Source organism: Curtobacterium sp. UNCCL20, from assembly GCF_900101675.1.
In the GTDB taxonomy this organism is placed as follows: domain Bacteria; phylum Actinomycetota; class Actinomycetes; order Actinomycetales; family Microbacteriaceae; genus Curtobacterium.
In genome coordinates this window covers 166,493-188,966 of record NZ_FNKG01000004.1, presented here as the reverse complement: position 1 = coordinate 188,966, position 22,474 = coordinate 166,493, and the positions used below count along the sequence as shown (strand labels likewise).

21 protein-coding genes are annotated in these 22,474 nt (G+C 73.3%); 17 read left to right on the top strand and 4 right to left on the bottom strand.

The features are described from left to right. The first annotated feature begins 65 nt into the window (after window positions 1-65). Window positions 66-875 carry a DUF1684 domain-containing protein gene (locus tag BLT36_RS16540; RefSeq protein ID WP_092096829.1) on the top strand — a complete coding sequence of 270 codons (810 nt, stop codon included), beginning with the start codon at window positions 66-68 and terminating at the stop codon, window positions 873-875. Between the two features lie 106 nt (window positions 876-981). On the opposite strand, the gene BLT36_RS16535 is transcribed toward BLT36_RS16540, so the two are convergent. Next, complete coding sequence (locus tag BLT36_RS16535; protein ID WP_092096827.1) at window positions 982-1,548, bottom strand: histidine phosphatase family protein; 567 nt, start codon at window positions 1,546-1,548, stop codon at window positions 982-984. A 134-nt stretch (window positions 1,549-1,682) separates the two neighbouring features. Here BLT36_RS16535 and BLT36_RS16530 point away from each other — a divergent pair, with 134 nt between their 5' ends. The 12 genes from BLT36_RS16530 (at window position 1,683) to BLT36_RS16475 (ending at window position 15,912) form a co-directional block, all read left to right on the top strand. Further along, window positions 1,683-2,936, top strand: coding sequence for an acyl-CoA dehydrogenase family protein (locus tag BLT36_RS16530; protein ID WP_092096826.1), 1,254 nt, complete (start codon window positions 1,683-1,685; stop codon window positions 2,934-2,936). Window positions 2,937-3,077: 141 nt separating this feature from the next. Beyond that, window positions 3,078-3,929 carry an LLM class oxidoreductase gene (locus BLT36_RS16525; RefSeq protein ID WP_092096824.1) on the top strand — a complete coding sequence of 284 codons (852 nt, stop codon included), beginning with the start codon at window positions 3,078-3,080 and terminating at the stop codon, window positions 3,927-3,929. Next, window positions 3,926-5,209, top strand: a complete 1,284-nt coding sequence (locus BLT36_RS16520) for an LLM class flavin-dependent oxidoreductase (RefSeq protein WP_217638327.1) — start codon at window positions 3,926-3,928, stop codon at window positions 5,207-5,209. Before BLT36_RS16525 ends, BLT36_RS16520 begins: the two co-directional genes overlap by 4 nt. Before the next feature lie 210 nt (window positions 5,210-5,419). Then, window positions 5,420-5,857, top strand: a complete 438-nt coding sequence (locus BLT36_RS16515) for a carboxymuconolactone decarboxylase family protein (protein WP_092096823.1) — start codon at window positions 5,420-5,422, stop codon at window positions 5,855-5,857. Between the two features lie 12 nt (window positions 5,858-5,869). Beyond that, window positions 5,870-7,099, top strand: coding sequence for an LLM class flavin-dependent oxidoreductase (locus tag BLT36_RS16510; RefSeq protein ID WP_092096821.1), 1,230 nt, complete (start codon window positions 5,870-5,872; stop codon window positions 7,097-7,099). Continuing rightward, on the top strand, window positions 7,096-8,466 hold the full coding sequence (locus tag BLT36_RS16505; protein WP_092096820.1) for an NtaA/DmoA family FMN-dependent monooxygenase: 1,371 nt from the start codon (window positions 7,096-7,098) through the stop codon (window positions 8,464-8,466). Before BLT36_RS16510 ends, BLT36_RS16505 begins: the two co-directional genes overlap by 4 nt. Next, on the top strand, window positions 8,463-9,491 hold the full coding sequence (locus tag BLT36_RS16500; protein WP_092096818.1) for an LLM class flavin-dependent oxidoreductase: 1,029 nt from the start codon (window positions 8,463-8,465) through the stop codon (window positions 9,489-9,491). The genes BLT36_RS16505 and BLT36_RS16500 overlap by 4 nt, the downstream gene beginning before the upstream one ends. Then, window positions 9,488-10,552 (top strand): ABC transporter permease, encoded by a 1,065-nt coding sequence (locus BLT36_RS16495; protein WP_092096817.1) that lies wholly within the window; start codon window positions 9,488-9,490, stop codon window positions 10,550-10,552. The genes BLT36_RS16500 and BLT36_RS16495 overlap by 4 nt, the downstream gene beginning before the upstream one ends. Then, complete coding sequence (locus tag BLT36_RS16490; RefSeq protein WP_092096815.1) at window positions 10,549-11,439, top strand: ABC transporter permease; 891 nt, start codon at window positions 10,549-10,551, stop codon at window positions 11,437-11,439. Before BLT36_RS16495 ends, BLT36_RS16490 begins: the two co-directional genes overlap by 4 nt. Next, entirely contained in the window at window positions 11,436-13,073 is a 1,638-nt protein-coding gene (locus BLT36_RS16485) for a dipeptide ABC transporter ATP-binding protein (RefSeq protein ID WP_092096814.1), read from the top strand. The genes BLT36_RS16490 and BLT36_RS16485 overlap by 4 nt, the downstream gene beginning before the upstream one ends. Next, window positions 13,070-14,692, top strand: a complete 1,623-nt coding sequence (locus BLT36_RS16480) for an ABC transporter substrate-binding protein (RefSeq protein WP_092096812.1) — start codon at window positions 13,070-13,072, stop codon at window positions 14,690-14,692. Before BLT36_RS16485 ends, BLT36_RS16480 begins: the two co-directional genes overlap by 4 nt. Beyond that, window positions 14,689-15,912 (top strand): LLM class flavin-dependent oxidoreductase, encoded by a 1,224-nt coding sequence (locus BLT36_RS16475; protein ID WP_092096811.1) that lies wholly within the window; start codon window positions 14,689-14,691, stop codon window positions 15,910-15,912. Before BLT36_RS16480 ends, BLT36_RS16475 begins: the two co-directional genes overlap by 4 nt. Before the next feature lie 590 nt (window positions 15,913-16,502). On the opposite strand, the gene BLT36_RS16470 is transcribed toward BLT36_RS16475, so the two are convergent. Genes BLT36_RS16470 through BLT36_RS16460 form a run of 3 tightly spaced genes read right to left on the bottom strand, consistent with a single transcriptional unit; the run spans window position 16,503 to window position 19,466 of the window. Beyond that, entirely contained in the window at window positions 16,503-17,522 is a 1,020-nt protein-coding gene (locus BLT36_RS16470; protein ID WP_092096809.1) for a transporter substrate-binding domain-containing protein, read from the bottom strand. A gap of 37 nt (window positions 17,523-17,559) precedes the next feature. Further along, entirely contained in the window at window positions 17,560-18,333 is a 774-nt protein-coding gene (locus BLT36_RS16465) for an amino acid ABC transporter ATP-binding protein (protein ID WP_092096808.1), read from the bottom strand. Then, on the bottom strand, window positions 18,330-19,466 hold the full coding sequence (locus tag BLT36_RS16460; protein ID WP_092096806.1) for an amino acid ABC transporter permease: 1,137 nt from the start codon (window positions 19,464-19,466) through the stop codon (window positions 18,330-18,332). The genes BLT36_RS16465 and BLT36_RS16460 overlap by 4 nt, the downstream gene beginning before the upstream one ends. A gap of 212 nt (window positions 19,467-19,678) precedes the next feature. On the opposite strand from BLT36_RS16460, the gene BLT36_RS16455 reads away from it, so the two are divergent. From BLT36_RS16455 to BLT36_RS16440, 4 genes are all read left to right on the top strand, one after another. Beyond that, window positions 19,679-19,930 carry a DUF4287 domain-containing protein gene (locus BLT36_RS16455; protein WP_092096804.1) on the top strand — a complete coding sequence of 84 codons (252 nt, stop codon included), beginning with the start codon at window positions 19,679-19,681 and terminating at the stop codon, window positions 19,928-19,930. A gap of 89 nt (window positions 19,931-20,019) precedes the next feature. Continuing rightward, window positions 20,020-20,586, top strand: coding sequence for a hypothetical protein (locus tag BLT36_RS16450; RefSeq protein ID WP_092096802.1), 567 nt, complete (start codon window positions 20,020-20,022; stop codon window positions 20,584-20,586). Next, window positions 20,583-21,251 carry an RES family NAD+ phosphorylase gene (locus BLT36_RS16445; protein ID WP_092097280.1) on the top strand — a complete coding sequence of 223 codons (669 nt, stop codon included), beginning with the start codon at window positions 20,583-20,585 and terminating at the stop codon, window positions 21,249-21,251. The genes BLT36_RS16450 and BLT36_RS16445 overlap by 4 nt, the downstream gene beginning before the upstream one ends. 112 nt (window positions 21,252-21,363) lie before the next feature. Further along, window positions 21,364-22,332 (top strand): hypothetical protein, encoded by a 969-nt coding sequence (locus BLT36_RS16440; RefSeq protein ID WP_092096801.1) that lies wholly within the window; start codon window positions 21,364-21,366, stop codon window positions 22,330-22,332. Window positions 22,333-22,474 lie beyond the last annotated feature (142 nt).

The following is a 22,474-nucleotide window of genomic DNA, read 5'->3' as shown; positions in this document are numbered from 1 at the left end:
GATCCCGTGACGCCCGGAGACGATCGGCATCGCGGAAGCGCAGCCCGACGACGTACCGTCGTGGGATGAGCACGACGACGCCGACCGCATCCTCCTTCGCTGCCGACTGGGCCGCGTGGCACGACGCCCACGAGCAGGCCCGGGCGAGCGAGCACGGGTTCCTCGCGATCACGAGCATCCGGTGGCTGACGCCGACGCCGGAGCGGTTCGACGACGCTCCCGGTGCGTGGTCGACCTCGGCGGACGGCCCGGTCGTGGCGCTCGACGACGGCGAGTCGATCGAGGTCGACGGAGCCCGGGTCTCCGGCACGCACCGGTTCGGCCCACTGCCGGAACGGTCGAGCACGAACGTGGTGTGGCAGGACGGCGACGAGACGGTCGTCATCGAGGTCGCCCGGCGCGGCGGCAGCGACGTCATCCGGCCCCGGCGCCCCTCGAACCCGACGCTGGTGTCGTACACCGGGACGCCCTCGTACGAGCCGTCCGAGCACTTCGTCGTCGACGCCCACTTCGAGCCGTTCGAGACGCCGCGCGAGGTCACCGTCGGCTCGGTCGTCGACGGCCTGCAGCACGTGTACCAGGCGCCGGGCGTGCTGACGTTCGACCTGGACGGGCCGCGGGCGCTGCTCGCGTTCAACGGGCACGGCGACGGGTTGCACGTGCTCTTCACCGACCGGACGAGCGGGGTCACCACGTACGCGGCGAACCGGAGTCTGGACATCCCGGCGCCGGACGCGTCGGGCGCCACCAGGATCGACTTCAACCGGGCGACGAACCTGCCGTGCGCCTACACGGAGCACGCGACGTGCCCGCTGCCGCCGGCGGAGAACCGACTGGACGTGGCCGTCGAGGCGGGGGAGCGCCTGCCCGCCTGACCGCCGCCGGGGCCCGGCCCGGTCGGGCTCCGCATGTCCGATCCGGAACGACACCGTCGCAGTCGCACGACGTCGATGATGTCGCACGAGGCCACGATGCGGTCGCTCAGCGGAGTGGCACGCGGGTCCAGCCGGACGTCGCGCGCCACACTTCCGGGTCGAAGGCGAAGACGCACCCCATGCCCGGCTGGTCCAGGGCACGGGAGATCGGCACCCCCTGGAGGTCGGCGAGCAGCAGCGCCCCGACCGCCCCGTGCGAGACGACCGTGACGGCACCCCCTGCCTCCCGGGACAGTCGCCGGACCGCTCGGACGATCCGGTCCTGCGCGTCGACGGCACGCTCCCAGCCCCGGACCGAGCGCTCCGGCTCGGCGAAGAACCTCCCGACGACGTCCTCGAACTCGTCGAGCGGGAGGTAGCCCGTGGCGCTGCGGTCGATCTCACCGAGCTCGACGTCGACACCCGGGACGACAACGACGGCGGCGCCGAGGGCCTCGGCGGTCTCGACGGCCTTCCGCTCGGTGCTCGACACGATCCGCCGGACACCGGGGTGCCAGGCGACCTCGTGCGCCGCAGCCGCCCGCGCTCGGCCGTCGACGGACAACCCCCACGACTCGATCGGTGCCGCGGGCTCCACGACGACCTCGGCGTGGGTCAGGAAGTACGAGAGCATCCGCTGATCCTGGCAGACCGGGCCGCGCTGCCGCACTCGCCGTTCGCATCGGAGTGTGACGCCCGGTTGCGTCCCGTTGCCCGGGGTTGCGTCCGCCCCGCCGCCCGTCGTCGGGGCTGCAGTAGCGTGCCGCCATGTGCCCGAGTGCTGTCCCGGCGGACGACCGCTACGAGGAGCTGATCGCCCCGCTCCGCCCCGTCATCGAGCGGATCGGCGCCGATGCCCGGCAGCGTGAGCGGGAGGAACGCCTCGCGACGGAGCAGCTCGGCTGGCTGGTGGACGCCGGGTTCGCCAGGTGGCGGACCCCGGTCGCGTGGGGTGGCGTCGGGGCCCGACTCTCGGACGTGTTCCGAGCGATCGCGGAGATCGCCGAGGTCGACCCGAACCTGGCGCACGTGTGGCGGAACCACTTCTCGTTCATCGAGGACCGGGTGCACGCCGAGGGCACCGCGTTCGACCGGGACATCGTCCAGCGCCTGGGCGGCGGCGAGTTCGTCGGTGGCGGCTGGAGCGAGTCGCCGAACCCCTCCGGGGCGGACATCACGACGCGGATCACCCCGGACCCGGACGGCGGGTGGCGAGTGACCGGCCGGAAGTTCTACTCGACGGGCAGCATCTACGCCCGGTGGGTCACCGTGCTCGCGCTCGACGACTCGGGTGCGCGGTTCGTCGCCCTGGTCGACGCCCACGACCCGGGCGTCCGGATCGGGGACGACTGGGACGGCTTCGGGCAGCGGATTACGGGCAGCGGGAGCGTCGCGTACGCCGACGTGCACGTGCCCGACGAACGGGTGCTGCCCTACGCCACGCGGTACCCGTACCAGGAGCAGTACTACCAGACGGTGATGCACGCGATCCTCGTCGGGATCGGGCGCGCGGCCCTCCGCGAGGGCATCGAGGCGCTTCGTTCGCGGGCACGAGGGCACCACAACGGCACGACCGCCGACCCGACCCGCGACCCCGAGTTGCTCGCCACCATCGGCACCGTCGCCGCACGCGTCTACGCCGCCGACGCCGCCTTCACCGCGAGCCTCGGCCCGGTCGACACGGCGGTGGACCGGCACACCGCGCTCCGGGCAGGATCCGGCACGGAGTCGGACCCCGTGCTTCCGGTGGCGGGCGGGCAGGCCGACCCCGTGCTCCGGGCCGCCCTCGAGGCGAGCTGGACCGCGGTCGCGCAGGCACAGACGGTCGTCACCGACGCGGTGCTCGACGCGACGACGCTGGTGTTCGACGCCCTCGGGTCCTCCGGCACGTTCCGCTCCCTCGGGCTCGACCGGCACTGGCGGAACGCGCGGACCCTGGCGTCGCACAACCCGCGGGTGCACAAGCGCCGGCTGGTGGGGGACCTGCTCGTCAACGGCACCAGCCCACTCGACCGCGCGTAACGGTCCGTCACGCGACGCAACCGTGCGACACCTCCACCCGCACGGCGCGCGGTGCACCGTACGGTCGAGCGTACCGGCCCGCCACGGCCGCTGGGGAGGCGGAGGTGGCGGGCCGGTCCAGGACGCTCCGGGAGGACCACCGTGACCAGGACACCCGCACCGACGATCGTCGCCGTGTCGGACGCCGAGCTCGTCGCCGCCGTCGTCCAGCCCGGTGGCATCGCCCGGCTCGCCGAGCGGGTCGAAGCCTCCGGGGCGCGGGTCCTCGCGATCGGCACCGACCGGTTCGACCCCGAGCGCGGCCGTGGACACCGACTCGACCCGTCGAGCGCGGCGATCGCCCTCGGCCGGGCGCTGCCGACGCACGGCCTGCTGCTCGCCGTGGCACCCACCCGCGAGCACCCGTACAACGTGGCCCGACGCGTCCTCTCGCTCGACCACGTGCTCGACGCCCGGGTCGGGCTCATCGTCGGTGCACGCGACCACGGGCTGCCGGTCACCGGGGCGCGGCACGATCCGATCGAGTTCGCCGGGGTCGTCCGCGGACTCTGGCGTACCTGGCCGCTCGACAGCATCGTCGGCGACCGCGAGACGGGCCGGTTCGCCGACACCGGCCGGATCCGGCCGCTCGACCACGACGGCGGTCCGGACGGCTACCGGGTCCGTGGGCCGCTCACGACGCCCTCCAGCCGGCAGGGCGAGCCGGTCCTCGCGCTCTGGCACGACGTGGCGGCCGCGAGGACCGACCAGGCCGGCGCGTCCCCGGTCGGGGCCGACCTCGTGCTCGGCGGGCCGGCGTACCCGCTCGCACCGCTGCCGGCGGATGCCGGAGCGTGGGAGCCGCACCGCGCCTCCAGGCAGCCTGCCGACGCGCCACCGGGGACCGAGCGCCCGACGCTCCGCGCGCTCCTGGGGCTGCGCGCGCCTGCGCCCGCGCCCGTGCCTGGGCCCGCGACCGCGCCGACGTCCGTGCCGACGACGGTGTCGGCGTGACGACCGCGCCCGGCCGCGACGCGGGCCTGATCCTCGGCGTCAACCTGCAGGGGTTCGGCCAGCGCCCGGCCGCGTGGCGGACGCAGGACGTCCAGCCCACCGACCTGCTGACCGCCGGGTTCTGGGGCGACCTCGGGCGGATCGCCGAGCGGGGCCAGCTCGACATGGTGTTCCTCGCCGACCACCCGTCCTTCAGTGACCCGAACGTCCGCGCCTACGGGATGCTCGAACCGTTCGTCGCCCTCGGCGCCGTCGCCGACGCGACCACGCACCTCGGCCTGGTCGGTACCGCGTCGACGACGTACAACGACCCCGTGGAACTCGCGGAACGGCTGCTGTCGCTCGACACGGTGTCCGGCGGCAGGGTGGCCTGGAACGCGGTCACGACGTACGACCGCTCGGTCTCCGCGAACTTCGGCGTCGCGACGAACCCCGACCGTCCGGAGCGGTACGCCCGCGCCGGCGAGGTCGTCGACCTCGTGCGGGCGCTCTGGCGGTCCGCCGCGACGGGGGAGCCGGTCGAGCACCACGGCGAGTTCACCGACGAGTTCCGCGGTGCGATCGCCGTCCCGCCGTCGGCGCAGGGGCACCCGGTGGTGTTCCAGGCCGGCGGTTCGCCGCACGGGCGGGACCTGGCCGCACGGGTCGCCGAGGGCGTCTTCGCCGTCGAGCTCACGCCGGAGCCGGCGCGCGAGCACTACCGGGCCGTGAAGCGCGCGGCGGCGACGTACGGCCGCGATCCCGCCGACGTGGCGATCGTGCCTGGGCTGTCGCTCGTGCTCGGCAGCACCGAGGCCGAGGCGCAGCGACGGTTCGACGAGCTCGAGGCCCTCGCGCCGGACGGGTACGCGCTCCGGGCGCTCGGGACGCACCTCGACGCCGACCTGACCGGACTCGACCCGGCGGCGCCGATCCCCGCGGCGATCCTCGACCGCGAGGTCGACCCGGTCACCTACGGGCCGTCGCTCGGGTACCACGAGACCGTCGTGCGGTGGGTGCGCGCGCACAACACGTCCCTGCGGGAGGTGCTCCGGGGCTTCGGCGGGTACGGCGCGCGCATCGTGGTCGGAACGCCGGAGCAGGCCGCCGACACCGTCGAGGAGTGGTACCGGACGGGTGCGGCCGACGGGTTCAACCTGATGATCGACGAGTTCCCGCGGGGGCTCGAGACGGTCGTCGACGAGCTCGTCCCGATCCTCCAGGATCGCGGGGTGTTCCACCGCGAGTACGAGGACGTCACGCTGCGGGGCCGGTTCGCCGCGCGCCGACGCCCGGCCTGAGCGCGCGCGGCGCGCGGCGCGCGGCGCCCGTCGCACCGGACGGAGCGGACGGAGCGGACGGAGCGGACGGAGCGGACGGACCGGCCGGCGTGACGCCGTGTGACGCGTCCGCCGGCCGGTCGAGCGCGTCCCGTGTCACACGACGCAACCCCGGTTCACGCTCTGCAACACCCGTCGCCGGCAGCCCCTCCCGGCCGTAGCGTCGCCCCCATGACCGACTACCTCGACCGCGAGCAGGACAAGACCTTCACGAAGGTCTACAAGCAGCAGACCCCGGACATCCTGAAGGCCTTCGTCCAGTTCGACGAGTCGGTGTTCCAGGCCGAGGGGCGGGAGATCCCGCTGAAGTACCGGGAGCTCATCGCCCTCGCCGTCGGCATCACCACGCAGTGCGTCTACTGCATCGACGGCCACAGCCAGCGCGCGGTCACGGCCGGAGCGAACGAGGCGGAGCTCGCCGAGGCGGCCTGGGTCGCGACGGCCATCCGGGCCGGTGGCGGGTTCGCCCACGGCCGACTCGGCTTCAAGTTCGGCGCCGACGCCGCCGCACCGGCCGGCGCCGCAGCAGGCGCCGCCGCAGCAGGCGCCACCGCATCCGACGCCGCCGCACCGGCCGGCGCACCCGCCCACCCCGCGCACACCCACTAGGGAGCAGCCGTCATGCCCGACCGCATCACCCTCGTCACCGCCCTGCAGGGCGCCGGCTGGCACCCGGCAGCCTGGCGCACCGCCGGCACCGCCCGCACCGGCGGCCCCACCGCCGCCCGCCTCACGAGCCTCCGGCACTGGCGCGACGTCGTCGTCGAACAGGACCGCCTCGGCGTCGACGCCGTCACCATCGAGGACTCCTTCACCGCGGGCCCCGTGGACCAGTCGGGCGACCTCGACACCCGCACCGTCGTCGGCCGCCTCGATGCCCTCCTCGTCGCGAACGCGGTCGCACCCGCGACCCGCGCCGTCGGTCTGGTGCCGACCGTCTCGGTGACGCACACCGAACCCTTCCACGTCGCCACGGGCCTCCAGACCCTCGACCACGTCTCGCTCGGGCGAGCCGGATGGCGGGTCCAGGTGAGCCCGACGACCCGTGAGGCGGCGCTCTTCGGCCGCCGCCCCGGCGGCGACGACGCGGCGGCGCTCTTCGACGAGGCGCGCGAGGTCGCCGAGGTCGTCTCCCGCCTCTGGGACAGCTGGGACGACGACGCGATCATCCGCGACGTCACGACCGGCCGCTTCATCGACCGCGACCGCATCCACAACGCCTCCTTCGTCGGGCAGCACGTGTCGGTGCACGGAGCGTCGATCGTGCCGCGGTCGCCGCAGGGTCGGCCACCGGTCTTCGCGCTGGCGCACCGCGCCGACGCGGCGCGGTTCGCGGTCGACGCGGCGGACGTCGTGCTCGTCACACCCGGTTTCGACGGCCTGGAGGCGCGTGGTGCGCTCGCGCTCGTCCGCGACGCCGAGCAGGCGGCCGGGTCCGAGACCCGTCGTCCGGTCCTCGCCGACCTCGCGGTGCTCATCGGGTCGTCCGCGGCTGCCGCCGCCGACGAGCTCGCGGCGCTCGACGCTGCTGCCGGGACGCCGTACGCGGTCGGGTCGGGCTCGGACACCTCGGTCCTCGCCACCACCGTCGCCGACCTGGTGGAGCGGATCGGGGACCTGCGGGACTCCGGGTACGCCGGGGTCCGGCTGCGACCGCTGCGCATCCCGGTGGACTCCACCGCGATCGCCCGGCAGCTCGTCCCGGCGCTCGTCACCGCGGGGCTCCGCGCCGACGTCGCATCCCGTCCCACCGCCGACCTGCGCACGCGGCTCGGCATCGCACCCGCCGTCAGCCGGTACGTCCGTCAGTCGGCCGGCACGTCCCCGGTCGCCCAGGAGGCATCAGCATGAGCACCAAGCGCCAGGTCCACCTCGCCGCGCACTTCCCCGGCGTCAACAACACGACCGTGTGGAGCGACGACCGGGCCGAGAGCCAGATCGCGTTCTCGTCGTTCGAGCACTTCGCCCGGAACGCCGAGCGGGGCCGCTTCGACTACCTGTTCCTCGCCGAGGGGCTGCGGCTCCGCGAGCAGAAGGGCCGCATCCACGACCTCGACGTCGTCGGGCGGCCCAACACCCTCGCGATCCTGGCCGCCCTGGCCGGGGTCACCGACCACATCGGGCTGGTCGGCACCCTGCAGACCACGTTCAACGAGCCGGTGGAACTCGCGAAGCAGCTCGCCACGCTCGACCACCTCACGGACGGCCGTGCCGGGTGGAACGTCGTGACGAGCTCGGACGCCTTCCACGGTGCGAACTTCCGCCGCGGCGGCTTCCTCGACCACGCCGACCGGTACACCCGGGCCGCGGAGTTCATCGAACTCTCCCGGGAGCTGTGGGACTCGTGGGAGCAGGACGCGGTCGTGGCGGACGGCGCGTCCGGGGTCTTCGCGGACCGCTCCCGCATCCGCGACGTCGACCACCACGGCCCGCAGTTCGACGTGACCGGCACCTTCCCGGTGCCGCGCAGCCCGCAGGGGCACCCCGTGGTGGTGCAGGCCGGCGACTCCGACGAGGGCCGCGACCTCGCCGCCGCGCACGCCGAGGTGATCTTCTCCCTGCACACCGAGTTCGGCGACGCCCGCACCTACTACGACGACATCACCGCGCGGCTCGCACGGTTCGGCCGGTCGAAGGACGAGCTGCACATCCTCCCCGGTGCGACGTTCGTCCTCGGCGACACCCCCGACGAGGCCGACGAGCACGCACGGGCCATCCGGCGAGCCCAGGTCAGCCCGGCGACGGCGATCGCGTTCCTCGAGCAGGTCTGGAACCGCGACCTGTCCGGGTACGACGTGGACGGTCCGCTGCCCGAGGTGGAGCCCGACCTGGACGGTGCCGCGATCACCCGCGGCCGTGCCCGGCACGTCCGGGACGTCCCGGCCCTCGTGCAGTCGTGGCGGGACCGGGCCGCCGCCGAGCGGCTCTCCATCCGCGACCTCGTCATCGAGGTGTCGACGCGCGGCGGCTTCGTCGGGACGCCCGAGCACATCGCAGCGGAGATCGACCGGTACGTCCAGGAGCGGGCCACCGACGGCTTCGTGGTCGTCCCGCACACCAACCCGTACGGACTCGACGAGTTCGTCGACACCGTCGTCCCGCTGCTGCAGGAGCGCGGCGTGTACCGGGAGTCGTACGACGAGGGCGCGACGCTGCGGGAGACCCTCGGGCTGCCGGGGACGATCCGCTCGGCCCGCACCGCAGGGGTCCTCGCATGACGGTCTCGAGCCTCGCGATCCTCGTGCCCGGCAACTTCGAGGACGACGCCCCAGCGGACGGTCTCGAGGCGACCCTCGACCTCTTCGCGACCGCCGAACGCCTCGGCGTCGACGGCGCCTGGGTCCGGCACCGCCACCTGGAGCACGGCATCGGGTCGGCGGCGGTGTTCCTCGCCGCAGCCTCGCAGCGGACGAGCCGCATCGAGCTCGGTGTCGCGGTCGTGCCGATCGGCTGGGAGAGCCCGTTCCGGCTCGCCGAGGACTTCTCGCTCGCCGACGTCCTGTCGCACGGACGGGTCCAGGTCGGCCTGTCCGCGAGCGCGCCGCACGAGGACGTCCTCGGCGACCTGGTCTTCGACGGGGACTGGCGCTCGTTCGACCGCGGGTACGGCCGCGTGACCCGGTTCGTCGACAACCTCCGGGGCACGTTCCTCGGCGACGCGGACACCGTCATCCAGAGTCCGGGGAACGTCCAACGGCCCCGGCTGCAGCCGTACGCGCCGGGCCTCGTGGACCGGGTCTGGTACGGCGGCGGCTCGCTCCGGTCGGCGGCGTTCGCGGGCAGTGCCGGGCTCAACCTGCTCATCGGGAACCTCACCTCGGGCGAGGGCACCGACGACTACGGCACGGCCCAGCGGAACCAGCTCGCCGCGTACCGTGCGGCCCTGCCCGCCGACCGACGACCCCGCGTCGCCTGGGGCCGGTGCGTCGTGCCGACCGACTCGGCCGACCGCGTCTCCCGGGAGCGCTACCGGACCTGGTACGAGTCGCGGCTCGCCCGGCAGGCCGGACCGCAGGGACCGCGCCGGACGCTGTTCTCCGCCGACCTGGTCGGGCCCGCCGAGCAGATCGTCGAGCAGCTCGTGCACGACGCCACGCTCGCCGAGGTCGACGAGTTCCGGGTCGAGCTGCCGTACGAGTTCGCCGGCGAGGAGTACGAGCAGATCGTCGCCGATGTGGTCGCGAAGGTGGCGCCCGAGCTGGGGTGGGTCGCCCAGCGGCACCACGAGGCGGTGCCCGTGTGACCCGCTACGTGCTCGCCCGTATCGGCCAGGCCGTCCTCGTGCTCTGGGCCGCGTGGACGATCTCGTTCTTCGTCCTCTACGTGCTGCCGAGCGACCCCGCCCGCATCATGCTCGGCCCGGACGCCACTGACGTCACCGCGGCGCAGCTCGACGCCCTCCGCCACCAGTACGGCCTCGACCAGCCGGTGCTCGTGCAGTACGTCCAGCACCTCGGTGCGCTGCTGACCGGTGACCTCGGCCGCTCGATCGGCGTCGGCCGTCCGGTCACGGACGTCATCGGCGAGGCCGTCGGTCCCACCGCGCAGATCGCCGTCGCGGGCCTGCTGCTCGCGATCGTGTTCGGCGGGGGACTGGCGGTGCTGGCGACGTGGACCCGGAACCGTGCCCTCGGTCAGTTCCTCCTGCAGCTGCCCCCGGTCGGCGTGGCCGTCCCGGGCTTCTGGTTCGCCCTGCTCCTGGTGCAGTGGTTCTCGTTCGGCTTGCACGTGTTCCCGGCGTTCGGCGGCGCGGGCCCGGCGTCCGTCGTCCTGCCGGCCGTCACGCTCGCCCTGCCGACCGGGGCGACGATCGCGCAGCTGCTGTCGAAGTCGCTGGTGCAGACCCTCCGCGAGCCGTACGTCGACACCGCGTACGCCAAGGGCGCGAGCCGCTGGCGAGTGCAGCTCCGGCACGCGCTGAAGAACGCCGCGCTGCCGGCGCTCACCGTCACCGGGCTCATCGTCGGGCAGCTGTTCTCCGGCACCGTCGTCACCGAGACCGTCTTCTCACGCCCGGGCCTCGGGCGGGTCACCGCGACCGCCGTGCAGGGGCAGGACATCCCCGTCGTGCAGGGCATCGTGCTCGTCGCCGCGGCGGTCTTCGTCGTCGCGAACCTCGTCGTCGACCTCGTCTACCCGCTGCTCGACCCGCGCGTCGTCCTGGCCGGCAGCCGCCGGAAGCTCCGCGAAGCGGACGGCAACACGCCCGGCGGCGGCGGAGCGGCCCCCGACGCCACGCCCGGCGACAGCGCGGCCCCCGACGCTTCCCGTTCCGGCACCGACTCGAAGGCGGTCCCCGCATGACCGAGACCACGCAGCTCGCGATCGGCCGGCCCGCGCCGCTCGTCACCGAGCGGATCGCCGGCAGCGGCACCGCGCTCCGCGCCCTCGCCGCCCGGCCGACCCTGACCATCGCGGTCGTCTGGCTCGCCCTCGTCGTCCTCGCCGCCGTGTTCCCGGGTGTCCTCACCCAGCACGACCCGCTCGCCGCCGACCCCGCGGCGAAGCTCACCGCCCCCGGTGCCGCGCACTGGTTCGGCACCGACCAGCTCGGCCGCGACCTGTACGCCCGCGTCGTGCACGGCACCGCGCTCACCCTGCAGGCAGCGATCCTCGCGATCGTCATCGGCCTCGTCGGCGGCTCGCTCGTCGGCCTCGTCGCCGGGTTCGTCGGCGGGGTCGTCGACACCGTGCTCATGCGCGTCGCCGACGTCCTCCTCGCGATCCCGAGCCTGCTGCTGTCGCTGACGATCGTCACCGTGCTCGGCTTCGGAACCGGCAACGTGGCGGTGGCCGTCGGCGTCGCGAGCATCGCCACGATCGCCCGGATCATGCGCTCCGAGGTCGTCCGGGTCCGCACCGCCGCCTACGTCGAGGCGGCGTCGGCGAACGGGAACCGCTGGTGGCGGGTGCTCCTCGTGCACGTCCTGCCGAACGCCGCCGGCCCGGTCCTCGTCCTCGCCGCGCTCGAGTTCGGCACCGCGATCCTCGCCGTCTCCAGCCTGAGCTTCCTCGGCTACGGCGCGCAGCCACCGGCACCCGAGTGGGGATCGCTGGTCTCCACCGGTCGCGACTTCATCGCCACCTCGTGGTGGCTCACCACCATCCCCGGTCTCGTGATCGCCGTCACCGTCCTCGCCGGCAACCGCATCGCACGAGCGCTCGACACCGAACGGCGGGCCGTCCGATGAGCCTCCTCAGCATCCAGGACCTCACCGTCGCGTACGGCCGGGGCCGTACCCGGCGAACGGCCCTGCACGGCGTCTCGCTCGAGATCGGTCGCGGTGAGCGCGTCGCGATCGTCGGCGAGTCCGGCTCGGGCAAGTCGACGACGGCGCACGCGGTCCTCCGGCTCCTGCCCGCAGCAGCGGACCTGACTGGAGGCACGGTGCGGCTCTCCGGGGCCGCCACCGGTTCCGGGGACCTCGACCTGGTCACCGCGACCGACGCCGAGGTGCGCTCGGTGCGCGGCGTCCGGATCGGCTTCGTCCCGCAGGACCCGACGGTCTCGCTCAACCCCGTGACGCGGATCGGCACCCAGGTCGCGGAGGTCCTCCGCATCCACGGGCTCGCCACCCGCGCCGAGGCCGCCGATCGGGCCGTCGAGGAGCTCAGGCGCGCCGGCATCGACCGGCCGGAGCTCCGCGCGACGCAGTACCCGCACGAGCTCTCCGGCGGCATGCGGCAGCGCGTGCTCATCGCCATCGCGCTGATCGGCGACCCGGAGCTCCTCGTCGCCGACGAGCCGACGAGCGCGCTCGACGTCACGGTGCAGCGGACCATCCTCGACCACCTGGACCGGCTCGTCGCCGAGCGCGGCACGAGCGTCCTCTTCATCACGCACGACCTCGGTGTCGCGGCCGACCGCGCCGACCGCATCGTCGTCATGTCCGAGGGGCGGATCGTCGAGCAGGGCACGCCGGCCGAGGTGCTCGAGCACCCCCGCGAGCCGTACACGCGCGCACTCATCGCCGCCGCTCCCGGTCTCGACGACGTGACCACCCAGGACCGGGCCGAGCCGCGCCTCCAGGCCGACCACGGCGACCCGCTCGTCGTCGCGACCGGACTGCAGAAGTCCTTCGACCGCGTCACCGCCGTCGACGGGGTGGACGTGACCGTCCCCCGCGGCCGCACGCTGGCGCTCGTGGGGGAGTCCGGATCCGGGAAGTCGACCACCGCTCGTCTCGTGCTCGGCCTGGAGCGACCCGACCACGGCACCGTGCGGTTCGACGGCGTCGACGTGGGCGGTGCCCGCGGCGCCGCGCTCCGGGCCTACCGGCGGCACGCGCAGATCGTGCAGCAGAACCCGTACGCGGCGCTGCACCCGCGGCTGACGGTCGGGTCGATCATCGCCGACCCGCTCGCGGCGTTCGGCGTCGGCACCCGCCGGTCGCGGAGGGCACGCGCCGACGAGCTGCTCGACCTCGTCGCCCTGCCGGCCACGACGCTGACGCGGCGTCCCGCGGAGCTGTCCGGCGGCCAGCGGCAGCGGGTCGCGATCGCCCGCGCCCTCGCCCTCGACCCGTCGTTCGTCGTGCTCGACGAACCGGTGTCGGCACTCGACGTGTCGGTGCAGGCGCAGATCCTCGACCTGCTCGCCGCACTCCAATCGACCCTCGGCGTCTCGTACCTCTTCATCTCGCACGACCTCGCCGTCGTCCGTCGCATCGCCCACGAGGTGTCCGTCCTCCGGGGCGGACGCGTCGTCGAGCACGGCGACGTCGCGCAGGTCCTGCACCACCCGCAGCACGACTACACGCGGGCACTGCTCGACGCGATCCCGGGGCGGTCCCGGCGCGCATCCACTATCGAAGGAGCACCATGACCACCCACCGCACCCCGTACCGTCTGGTGGCCGCGATCGCGGTCGGCACCGCGGCGGCCCTGGTGATGGCCGGCTGCTCATCGGGCACCTCGGCATCGTCGTCGTCGTCGCGTCCCGTCGACGGCGGATCACTGACCTACGCGATCGCGAACGACCCGATCACGCTCAACCCGACCGGCACCGGCGCCGGCAACGACACCCTGGCGATCACCCGTCAGCTCGTCGACTCGCTGCTCTGGCAGGACCCGTCCGACGGGTCGCTCAAGCCGTGGCTCGCGACGAAGTACTCCGCGAACAGCGACGCCACCGCGTTCACCTTCGACCTGCGCTCCGGCGTGACGTTCTCCGACGGCTCGAAGCTCGACGCGACGGCCGTGAAGGACACCTTCGACGACATCGCGAAGGCCGGGGCGTCGAGCACCGCCGCGGCGTACTTCTCCGGGTACCGCGAGACGAAGGTGGTCGACGACGACACCGTCGAGGTCGACTTCACCACCCCGAACGCCGCCTTCCCGAACGCCACCGCCTCCGTCGCGCTCGGCATCGTGGCGCCGAAGACGACCGAGACGCCGTTCGAGGACCGCGCCGACGGCCGAGCGGTCATCGGGTCCGGGCCGTTCACCCTCAGCTCGTACACGAAGAACACATCGACCGTCCTGACGAAGCGGAAGGGCTACGACTGGGGTCCAGCGGCGCGCGGCGACTCCGGGGCGGCGCACCTGTCGAAGGTCACCTTCCAGGTCGTCCCGGAGGCCAGCGTCCGTACCGGCAGCCTGCAGTCCGGCCAGCTCGACGCGATCAGCAGCGTGCAGCCGAGCGACGTCGACACCCTGCAGTCCCAGTACGAACTCGTCACCCGGGCGAACCCCGGACAGGTGTTCGGTCTCACGTTCAACCAGAAGCGCCCGCTCGTGTCCGACCTCGTCGTCCGCAAGGCGATCGCGCAGGCCGTCGACCCGAAGACCGTCCGGGACACGTCCCTGAACGACCTGTTCAAGGTCGCGACCTCGGTGCTCGGGTCGACCACGCCCGGGTACGTCGACACGTCTTCTTCTCTCGACCACGACCCGACCGCCGCTGCGTCCGCCCTGGACGCCGCCGGGTGGAAGAAGGGCTCGGACGGGATCCGGTCGAAGGACGGCACGAAGCTGCAGCTCAAGCTCATCTGGATCACGAACTTCGGGCCGAACCAGACCTCGCTCGAACTCATCCAGCAGGAGCTGAAGAAGGTCGGCGTCGGCCTGACCCTCGAGAGCGGGACCGTGCCGCAGTACCTCGCCACCCTGACCAGCGGCGACTGGGACCTGGCGTGGGACAACAGTTCGCGTGCCGACGGTGACGTGCTCCGCTCGAAGTTCTCCAGCGCGGGCGCGCAGTCCATCGGCGCCGCCGACAGCACCCTCGACGCGCTCTTCACCAAGGAACTCTCGCAGTCCTCCGCCACCGATCGATCCGCCACCTTCGCGTCGATCCAGGAGCGCATCGCCTCGCAGGTCGACTTCGTCCCCGTGCACGAGCTGACGAGCATCATCGCCACCGACAAGGACGTGCACGGCATCGCGTTCGGTGCGGACACCCGACTCGACCAGCTCACCGGGGCGTGGAAGGACGCGTCGTGACCGCCGTCCCGCTCTCGGTGCTCGACCTGGTGCCCGTGTCGTCGGGGTCGACCACCGCGGCGGCGCTGGCGAACACGCTCGACTTGGCCCGCGTCGCCGAGCAGACCGGGTACGCCCGCTACTGGCTCGCCGAGCACCACCTCAACCCCGGTGTCGCCGGCAGTGCGCCGAACATCGTGATCGGTGCCGTGGCGGCGGCGACCTCGACCATCCGGGTCGGGAGCGCCGCCACCCTCGTCGGCAACGTGCGGGGACTGCAGATCGCCGAGACGTTCGGCACGCTCGCCGCGCTGTACGGGCCGCGCATCGACCTCGGGCTCGGGCGGTCCGGGGCGCCGGCGCCCGGTGCCCGGGCATCCGGTGCCCGGGCATCCGGTGCCCGGGCAGCCGGTGCCCCTGCACCCGGTGCCTCTGCACCCGGTGCCTCCAAGCCGCAGTCGCTCGCGCCGCGCGAGGACGAGGTGGTCGACGGGCTGCTCATCCCGGCACCGTTCGAGTTCCGGATCGCCCCGCGCAGCCGGTTCGCGCTGCAGGGCGAGTTGCTCGGCCGGGTGCCGGGCGATGTCGACCGGTTCGAGGGGGAGCTGTCGCTCATCCGGGCGCTGTTCGCCGGCACCTGGACGCGGGACGGTGCCGTCGTCGAGGCACCCCCCGCCACCGGGGCACCGGTGGAGCTGTGGATCCACGGGTCCACCGGGGGTGCGAGTGCCTGGGCCGCCGGAGCACTCGGGCTGCCCTACGGCGCGAACTACCACACGTCGCCCGGCACGGTCCTGGCCTCGGTGGAGGCGTACCGCGAGGCGTTCCGACCGGGAGTCCTCGACGCCCCGCACGTCATCGTCTCCGCGGACGTGGTCGTCGGCCGGAGTGCTGCGGAGGCTTCCGAGCTCGCCCTCGGCTACGGGCAGTGGGTGCACTCGATCCGCTCCGGCGTGGGGGCGATCGAGTACCCGACACCCGCGTGGGCACGGGAGCACCCGCTGTCGTCCGGCGATGCCGCGTCCGTCGCGGATCGGCTGGCGACCCGGTTCGTCGGGGAGGCCGGCCACGTCGCCGACCAGCTCGAGACCCTCGAGCGCGTGACGGGAGCGGACGAGTTGCTCATCACGACGATCACGCACGACCACTCGGCCCGGGTGCGGTCCTACGAGTTGCTCGCCGCGGAGTGGGCGGCGCGGGCGCGGGTGCGGGTACCTGCGCCGGCTGGCGTGGTGGCCTGAGCCGCGGGGAGCGTTCGGCGCTGCCCACTCCGAACGACAACGCCGACGTCGTACGACGTCGGCGTTGTCGTTTCCGCGCGTGCGCAAGTGCCCGCGCGTGCAGGGGACGACACCGTAGAGGTCGTGCGACTGCGGCGTTGTCGTTGTCGTTGTTGCGCGGGCGCAAGTGTCAGCGCGTGCAAGGGACGACGCGGTCGATGTCGTACGACTGCGGCGTTGTCGCAACATGCACACGCACGCAGCGACGTCCCACGAGGCGATCGACTGGTGCGGTGTCGCTCGTTGCGCACGCATCGGGTGCGTGTGCATGTTCCGACGTCCCACGAGGCGATCGACTGGTGCGGTGTCGATCGTTGCGCGTGCAACGAGCGACTCCGCCGATGTCGTACGACTGCGGCGCTGTCGTTGTCACGCGTGCGCAAGTGTCTGCGCGTGCAACGAGCGACACGGCCGATGTCGTACGACTGCGGTGTCGTCGTTCGGGGTCGGACGTCCCCCGCCCCGCCCCGGCCCCCGCCCCGGCCCCGCACCCACACACGACACCCCCGCGACCAGCACGGCCACGGGGGTGTCGGCATCGGAGCCGGGCGTCAGCTCGCGTCGAGCGGCAGCCCCTCCGGGTTCAGCTCGGACTGCTGCACGGCCTCGTTCGACAGGTTGTACGCCGTGAGCCACTTCGCGTAGGTGCCGTCGTCGATGAGCTCGTTGATGGCCTCCTCGACGGGCTTCGCGATCCCGCTGCCCTTCTTGGTCGTCGCCGCGATCAGCCCCTGCAACGACGATCCGGCGCCGGAGTACGTGCCCGCGGTCTTCGTCTCCTTCGCGGTGCCCTTGCTCTGCGTGTTCTGGTAGGCGATCGTCGGGTTCGGGCCGAAGTAGCCGTCGATCTTGCCGGAGTCGAGCGCGAGCTTGATGGCGTTGCCGTCCGGGTAGTACTTGATCGAGAAGTCCTTCCCCTTCGCCTGCAGTTCCTTCTGCCACTCGAGCAGGATCTTCTCCTGGTTGGTGCCGGAGCTCACGGACAGGGTCTTGCCGGCGAGGACGGACGGGTCCCCGTCGAAGGTCCACGACGCGTCGGCGAGCACCTGGAACGCCAGGTTGTCCTGCCGGTAGGACGCGAAGTCGTACTTCTCCTTGCGCTGCTCGGTGACGGTGATGTTCGAGAAGCCGACGTCGTACTTGCCGCTGTCGATGCCGACGAAGAGGTTGTCCCACGTGGCGTTCTGCACATCCGGGTCCAGCCCGAGCTTCGCGGCGACGAGGCGACCGAGGTCGGGCTCCGAGCCGGTCAGGGTCTTCTGGTCGTCCCCGGTGAAGGCGAGGGGCGGGAACCCGGACGGCAGGGCGCCGACGCCGATGGTGAGCTTGCCCGAGTCCTGCACGGAGGCGGGCAGCGCGTCGTGCAGCTTCGCGTCCGGGCTGACGCGGACCGAGGTCTCGGTCGCGGCACCGTTCGAGTGCGCACCGATCGTGACCCTGCCGTCAGCAGCGGCACCGGACGTGTCGGCGGAGGCGTTCGCGGAGCAGCCGGCGAGGGCGACGACGACGCCGGCGGCGAGCACGAGGACGCCGGCGCGGTTCCGCCAGCGGGACGAGGTGATCGTGGACATGGTTCTCCTGTGGTGTGGGGGCAGAGTGTGCGGGGAGTCAGCGGACGCGGGACAGGAAGTCCTGCGTGCGGGGGTGCTGCGGGTCGTCGATGAGCTGGGCGGGCGGCCCCTGCTCGACGACGCGCCCGTGGTCGAGGAACACGACGTGGTCGGCGACCTCGCGGGCGAAGGCGACCTCGTGGGTGACGATGACGAGCGTCGTACCGGAGTCGGCGAGGGAGCGGATCACGCCGAGGACCTCGCCGACGAGCTCCGGGTCGAGCGCCGAGGTGGGCTCGTCGAGGAGCACCACGGACGGTTCGAGCGCCAGCGCCCGGGCGATCGCCACGCGCTGCTGTTGCCCGCCGGAGAGCTGCCGGGGACGGGTGTCGGCACGGTCGCCGAGGCCGACCCGGTCGAGCAGGACACGGGCGCGCGAACGAGCCGTCGCACGGTCGACCCCCGCGGCGATCGGCCCCTCGGCCACGTTGTCCAGCGCCGTCAGGTGCGGGAACAGGTTGAAGTGCTGGAACACGAACCCGATCCGGGAGCGCTGCCGCAGGATGAGCCGTTCCGGCAGCTCCTTGTACCGGGGGACACCGTCGCGTCCGGATCGGATCCGGACGCCGATGGTCTCGCCCCCGACGGTCACGACGCCGCGGTCGAGCGGTTCGAGGTGGTTGATCGCCCGGAGCAGCGTGGACTTGCCGGACCCGGACGGGCCGAGGATCGCGGTGACGCTGCCGGCCGGGAGGGAGAGGTCGACGCCGTCGATGACGACGTTCGTGCCGAAGGCCTTGACGGCCCCGTGGATGCCGATGGCGGCGCTCATGAGATAGCCCTGTCGTTCGAGGTGGAGGTGCCGGACGCGACCGACCGCGCGGCCGAGGCGGCCTGGTCGAGACGACCCGCGCCTCCAGGCCCGCCCTGCGCGCCGACCGACGCGCCACGCGCACCACCCGACGTGCCCCGCCGCACCGCAGCCCGCAGTCGCTGCAACGGCGTCGGCGGGAGCGACCGCACCGACCCGCGGGCGGTCCACCGCTCGACGTAGTACTGCACCACGGACACCGCGCTGGTGAGCGCGAGGTACCAGATCGTCGCGACGACGAGGAGCGGGATGATGTCCGTCGGGTACGTGCTCGACAGGTTCTGCACCACGCCGAACAGGTCGAGCAGCGACACGTAGAACAGCAGCGACGAGGCCTTCAGCAACCCGACCACCTGGTTCACGAACGCCGGCACGATGGAGCGGAGCGCCTGCGGCAGGATGACCCGCACGAACTGGCGGCGGCGGGGGAGCCCGAGGGCCTGCGCTGCCTCGTGCTGGCCGTGGTCGACGGCGAGGACTCCGGCGCGGACGATCTCGGAGGCGTACGCGATCTCACTGAGGCTCAGGCCGATGACGCCGATCGCGAGGTCGCCGAGGACGTTCGCGGTCGGCACCTCGAACTGCGGGCCGAAGGGGATGCCGACGCCGATCGTCGGGTAGAGCGACCCGAGGTTGTAGAGGAAGACGAGCACGAGGATGAGCGGGACCGAGCGGAACAGCCACACGTACCCCCACGCCAGCCCGGACAGCACCGGGTTCCGGGACAGCCGGGCGATCGCGACGACGATGCCGCCCGTGAAACTGATGACGGCGCTGAGGGCCGTCGCGACGAGCGTCAGCTGCAGGCCGGTCAGGATGGCCGGGCTGAACAGCCACTTCCCGACCGCGGGCCAGCCCCACTGCTCGTTCGTGAACAGCGTCTCGACGAAGTTCAGCAGGACCACCAGCACGAGCGCGGCGGCGATCCACCGCAGCGGGTGGCGCAGCGGGACGACGGGGCGGTCGAGCGCGGCGCGTCCGGCCGCGTCGATGGTCGCGTCGTCCGGCCTGGAGGCGCGGCGAGCGTCGTGCACGTCGCCCACGCCGTCGACGCTGGTCGCGTCGCGTCGGGACACCTCGGTGATCTCGGTCATGGGGCGACGGTAGGAGCCGTCGGCGCGGGCGACAACGGGGTGCGCAACAGTGCGGCACAGGGCGGAACACGGCGTCACGGGAGCGCGGTCGATGACGCTCCGTGACGCGGTTGCGGGTGGTCGCCGGGCGGTGTCGTGACGCTGTTGCGGGTGGTCGCCGGGCGGTGTCGTGACGCTGTTGCGGGTGGTCGCCGGGCGCTATCGTGACGCCCATGACCGCACATCGTGTGACCGCGCCGGAGCCGGCGGCGGACGGCAGCAAGGCGAAGGGGCCCGCGTCGTACTTCCCGAGCATCGAGAAGACGTACGGACGTCCGGTGCAGGAGTGGCTCGACATGGTGGTCGACCGTCTCGACGGGCACCCGCACATGGAGGTCGTGGCGTGGCTCAAGGCTGAGCACGGCCTCGGACACGGGCACGCCAACGCCCTCGTCGCCTACGCCCGCCGGGCGCTCGAGGGCTGACAGTCGACGCGCACTCGACGTCGTCGACGGTTGACGCGGTTGTCGCTGATGCGCGAGAATGGGTTGACACGGTTGACAGGAGGCCGATCATGGCGACGACCGAACGGGCTCGCACCGAGCACGATCGCGGAACGGGACGCACCGAGCTGAGCCCCACCGAGCGGGCACTCATCGAGGCGCTCCGCGGCCGGATCCTCGGCGGGCGGGCGGACGGCGCACTCCAGTCCGGCGCCGACGTCGAGCTGCTCGCCGACCGGATGGTCGCGGCCCTCCCCGCCGTGAAGCACGAGGCGGACGCCTTGATCGGGCCCTTCTACGACACCCCGACCCTGGCGGCCTGGCGCGGGGTCACCCGCCAGGCGCTCAGCAAGGCGGTGGCCAAGCGCGACCTCATCGGGCTGAAGATCGGCGACGGCAGCCTGGTGTTCCCGTCGTTCCAGTTCGGGGTCTCCGGCGCGCCGCTCCCGAACCTCCGGCAGGTGCTGGCGCTCATCGATCCGGACCGCATCGACCCGTGGGGCAGCGCCCTGTGGCTCAACACCGAGGCCGACGAGTTCGGCGGCACCACCGCTGCCCAGGCGCTCCGCGACGGCCGCGACGAGCAGGTCCTCGCGGCAGCGCGCCGTGCCGCCCACGCGTGGGCAGCGGACGCGTGACGCCGAGTCGGAACGAGGTCGCTCAACGTCCGCCGCGCGACGACCTCGACCTCGCCGGGTTCCCCGCGGAAGAATCCCGCGGCACCACCTTCTACCGCGCGAAGCGGCACGACCGCGGTGCCTGGTGGTTCGCCAGCACCGAGCCGGACGCCGACGGAGTGGACGGCGGACGCTTCGACCTCGCTGTCCCGCGGGGCACCTGCTACTGGGCCGACGCGGTCGAGGTCGCCGTGCGCGAGCGGCTGGCGCACCACGTGCTCACCACCAACACCGTGTTCGCCTCCCGGGCGCGCGAGATGGTCGTCGTGGCCGCCCGGGCGTCCCGCGGCCGGCGCTTCGCCGACGTCACGCACCCGGCCGCCGTCCGCTTCGGCGTCGGCGCCGAGCTCCAGACGATGGGGGACTACCGGGTGCCGCAGGCCTGGGCACGCGCATTCGACGCCGCGGGGTTCGCCGGCGTCCGGTACAGCACCCGGTTCACGAGCGCCGCCGCCGCGAACGCGTGGGCGGTGTTCGGCGCGGCCGGGGTGCCGAAGCGGCCCCGGCCCGAGCGGGTGCACCGCGACGGGGTGACCGCGTGCCGCGAGTCCGGTATCCGGGTGCTCGACGACGGCTCCGAGGCCGGGCCGGAGCGGTTCACGTTCGCGGTGCCGCCCGCCGACTGACGAAGAAGGGGGACTGCGATCGGTCCGGATCGCGGGTGGTGCGAACGACGCTCGCGCCGTGTGTCGGTGGCCGTGCGCGCCGTGTGTCGGTGGCCGTGCTTAGCGTGGCCGTGTGGCTGAACCCGTCGACGCGTGGTGGCGCCGCCGGCAGTGGTCGCGCGGTGTGGCGGTCCCGTACGCCGTGGGGGAGTTCCGCGCCGAGTGGGCTCCGTACCCGGTGCTCATCCGGCAGTACCACCCGGATTGGAACCACGGCGTCGTGCTGAGCCAGGTCCCGCCCGCGGCCGAGGTGCTCCTCACGTGGGAGTGCGACGTGGGGCACGTGTTCGTCGCGACGCCTGCCGAGCAGCGCTCCCGGCCCGGACGTGAGCGCCGCAGGTCCGTCTGGTGCCCCGAGTGCGCGGTGCAGGCCCAGCCCCAGCGGTGGCCCGTCCTGCCCGAGGACTGGCCGGCCGCGGTCCCGGTGCCGCAGCGGGTCGTGCGGTCCACCGGGCGGCAGACCCTGCCGGCAGCGCCGTCGCGGGGCACTCCGGCCGGAGCGGTGGCCTCCACCCGCGCCCGGCCGCGTCGCCCCGAACCCGGCGCACCCCGACGACCGAAGCCGTCCGTTCCCCGGTCGATCTGCCCGAAGACCCCGCGGCTGCCGTCGGGGGAGTCGTTCCCGAGCCGCTGTGCCCCGGCGACGGCCTCCGCGGTCGAGGCCGAGCTCCGAGCCGCCCTCGCCGAACGCTTCGAGTTCACGTTCGACCACTCCGCGATCCGCCTCGACAAGCCGTTCTTCGACCACGTGGAGGCGTGGCCGGACATCATCCTGCCCGAGCTCCGCGTCGCCATCGAGTACGACTCCACCGGTCGGCACGGCCTCGAGCACGTCGGGCCCCGGCAAGAGACCGACCGCCGGAAGGACCGCGCAGTGCGGGCCGTCGGGTGGGAGGTCGTCCGCATCCGGACCGGGCGGCTGCAGGCCCTCGGTCCGTACGACCTCGAGGTGTCCGGCATCTCCGGCAAGACCATCGCGCGCCTGACCGACACGCTGCGCGAGATCCGCGGCGCGCTGTTCGTCGACGCGTACGCCCGCTGACCCGGACGGCCGCTGACGTCCCGGTCCGTCGGTGCGCCCCCTGCCGGCGCGCCGCGGTGCACCGCCCGCCAGCGCGCCGCGGTGCACCGCACAACCGAAGGACGTCCGAACCGCGCGTTTCGGTGGTTCGGAAGGACTTGCG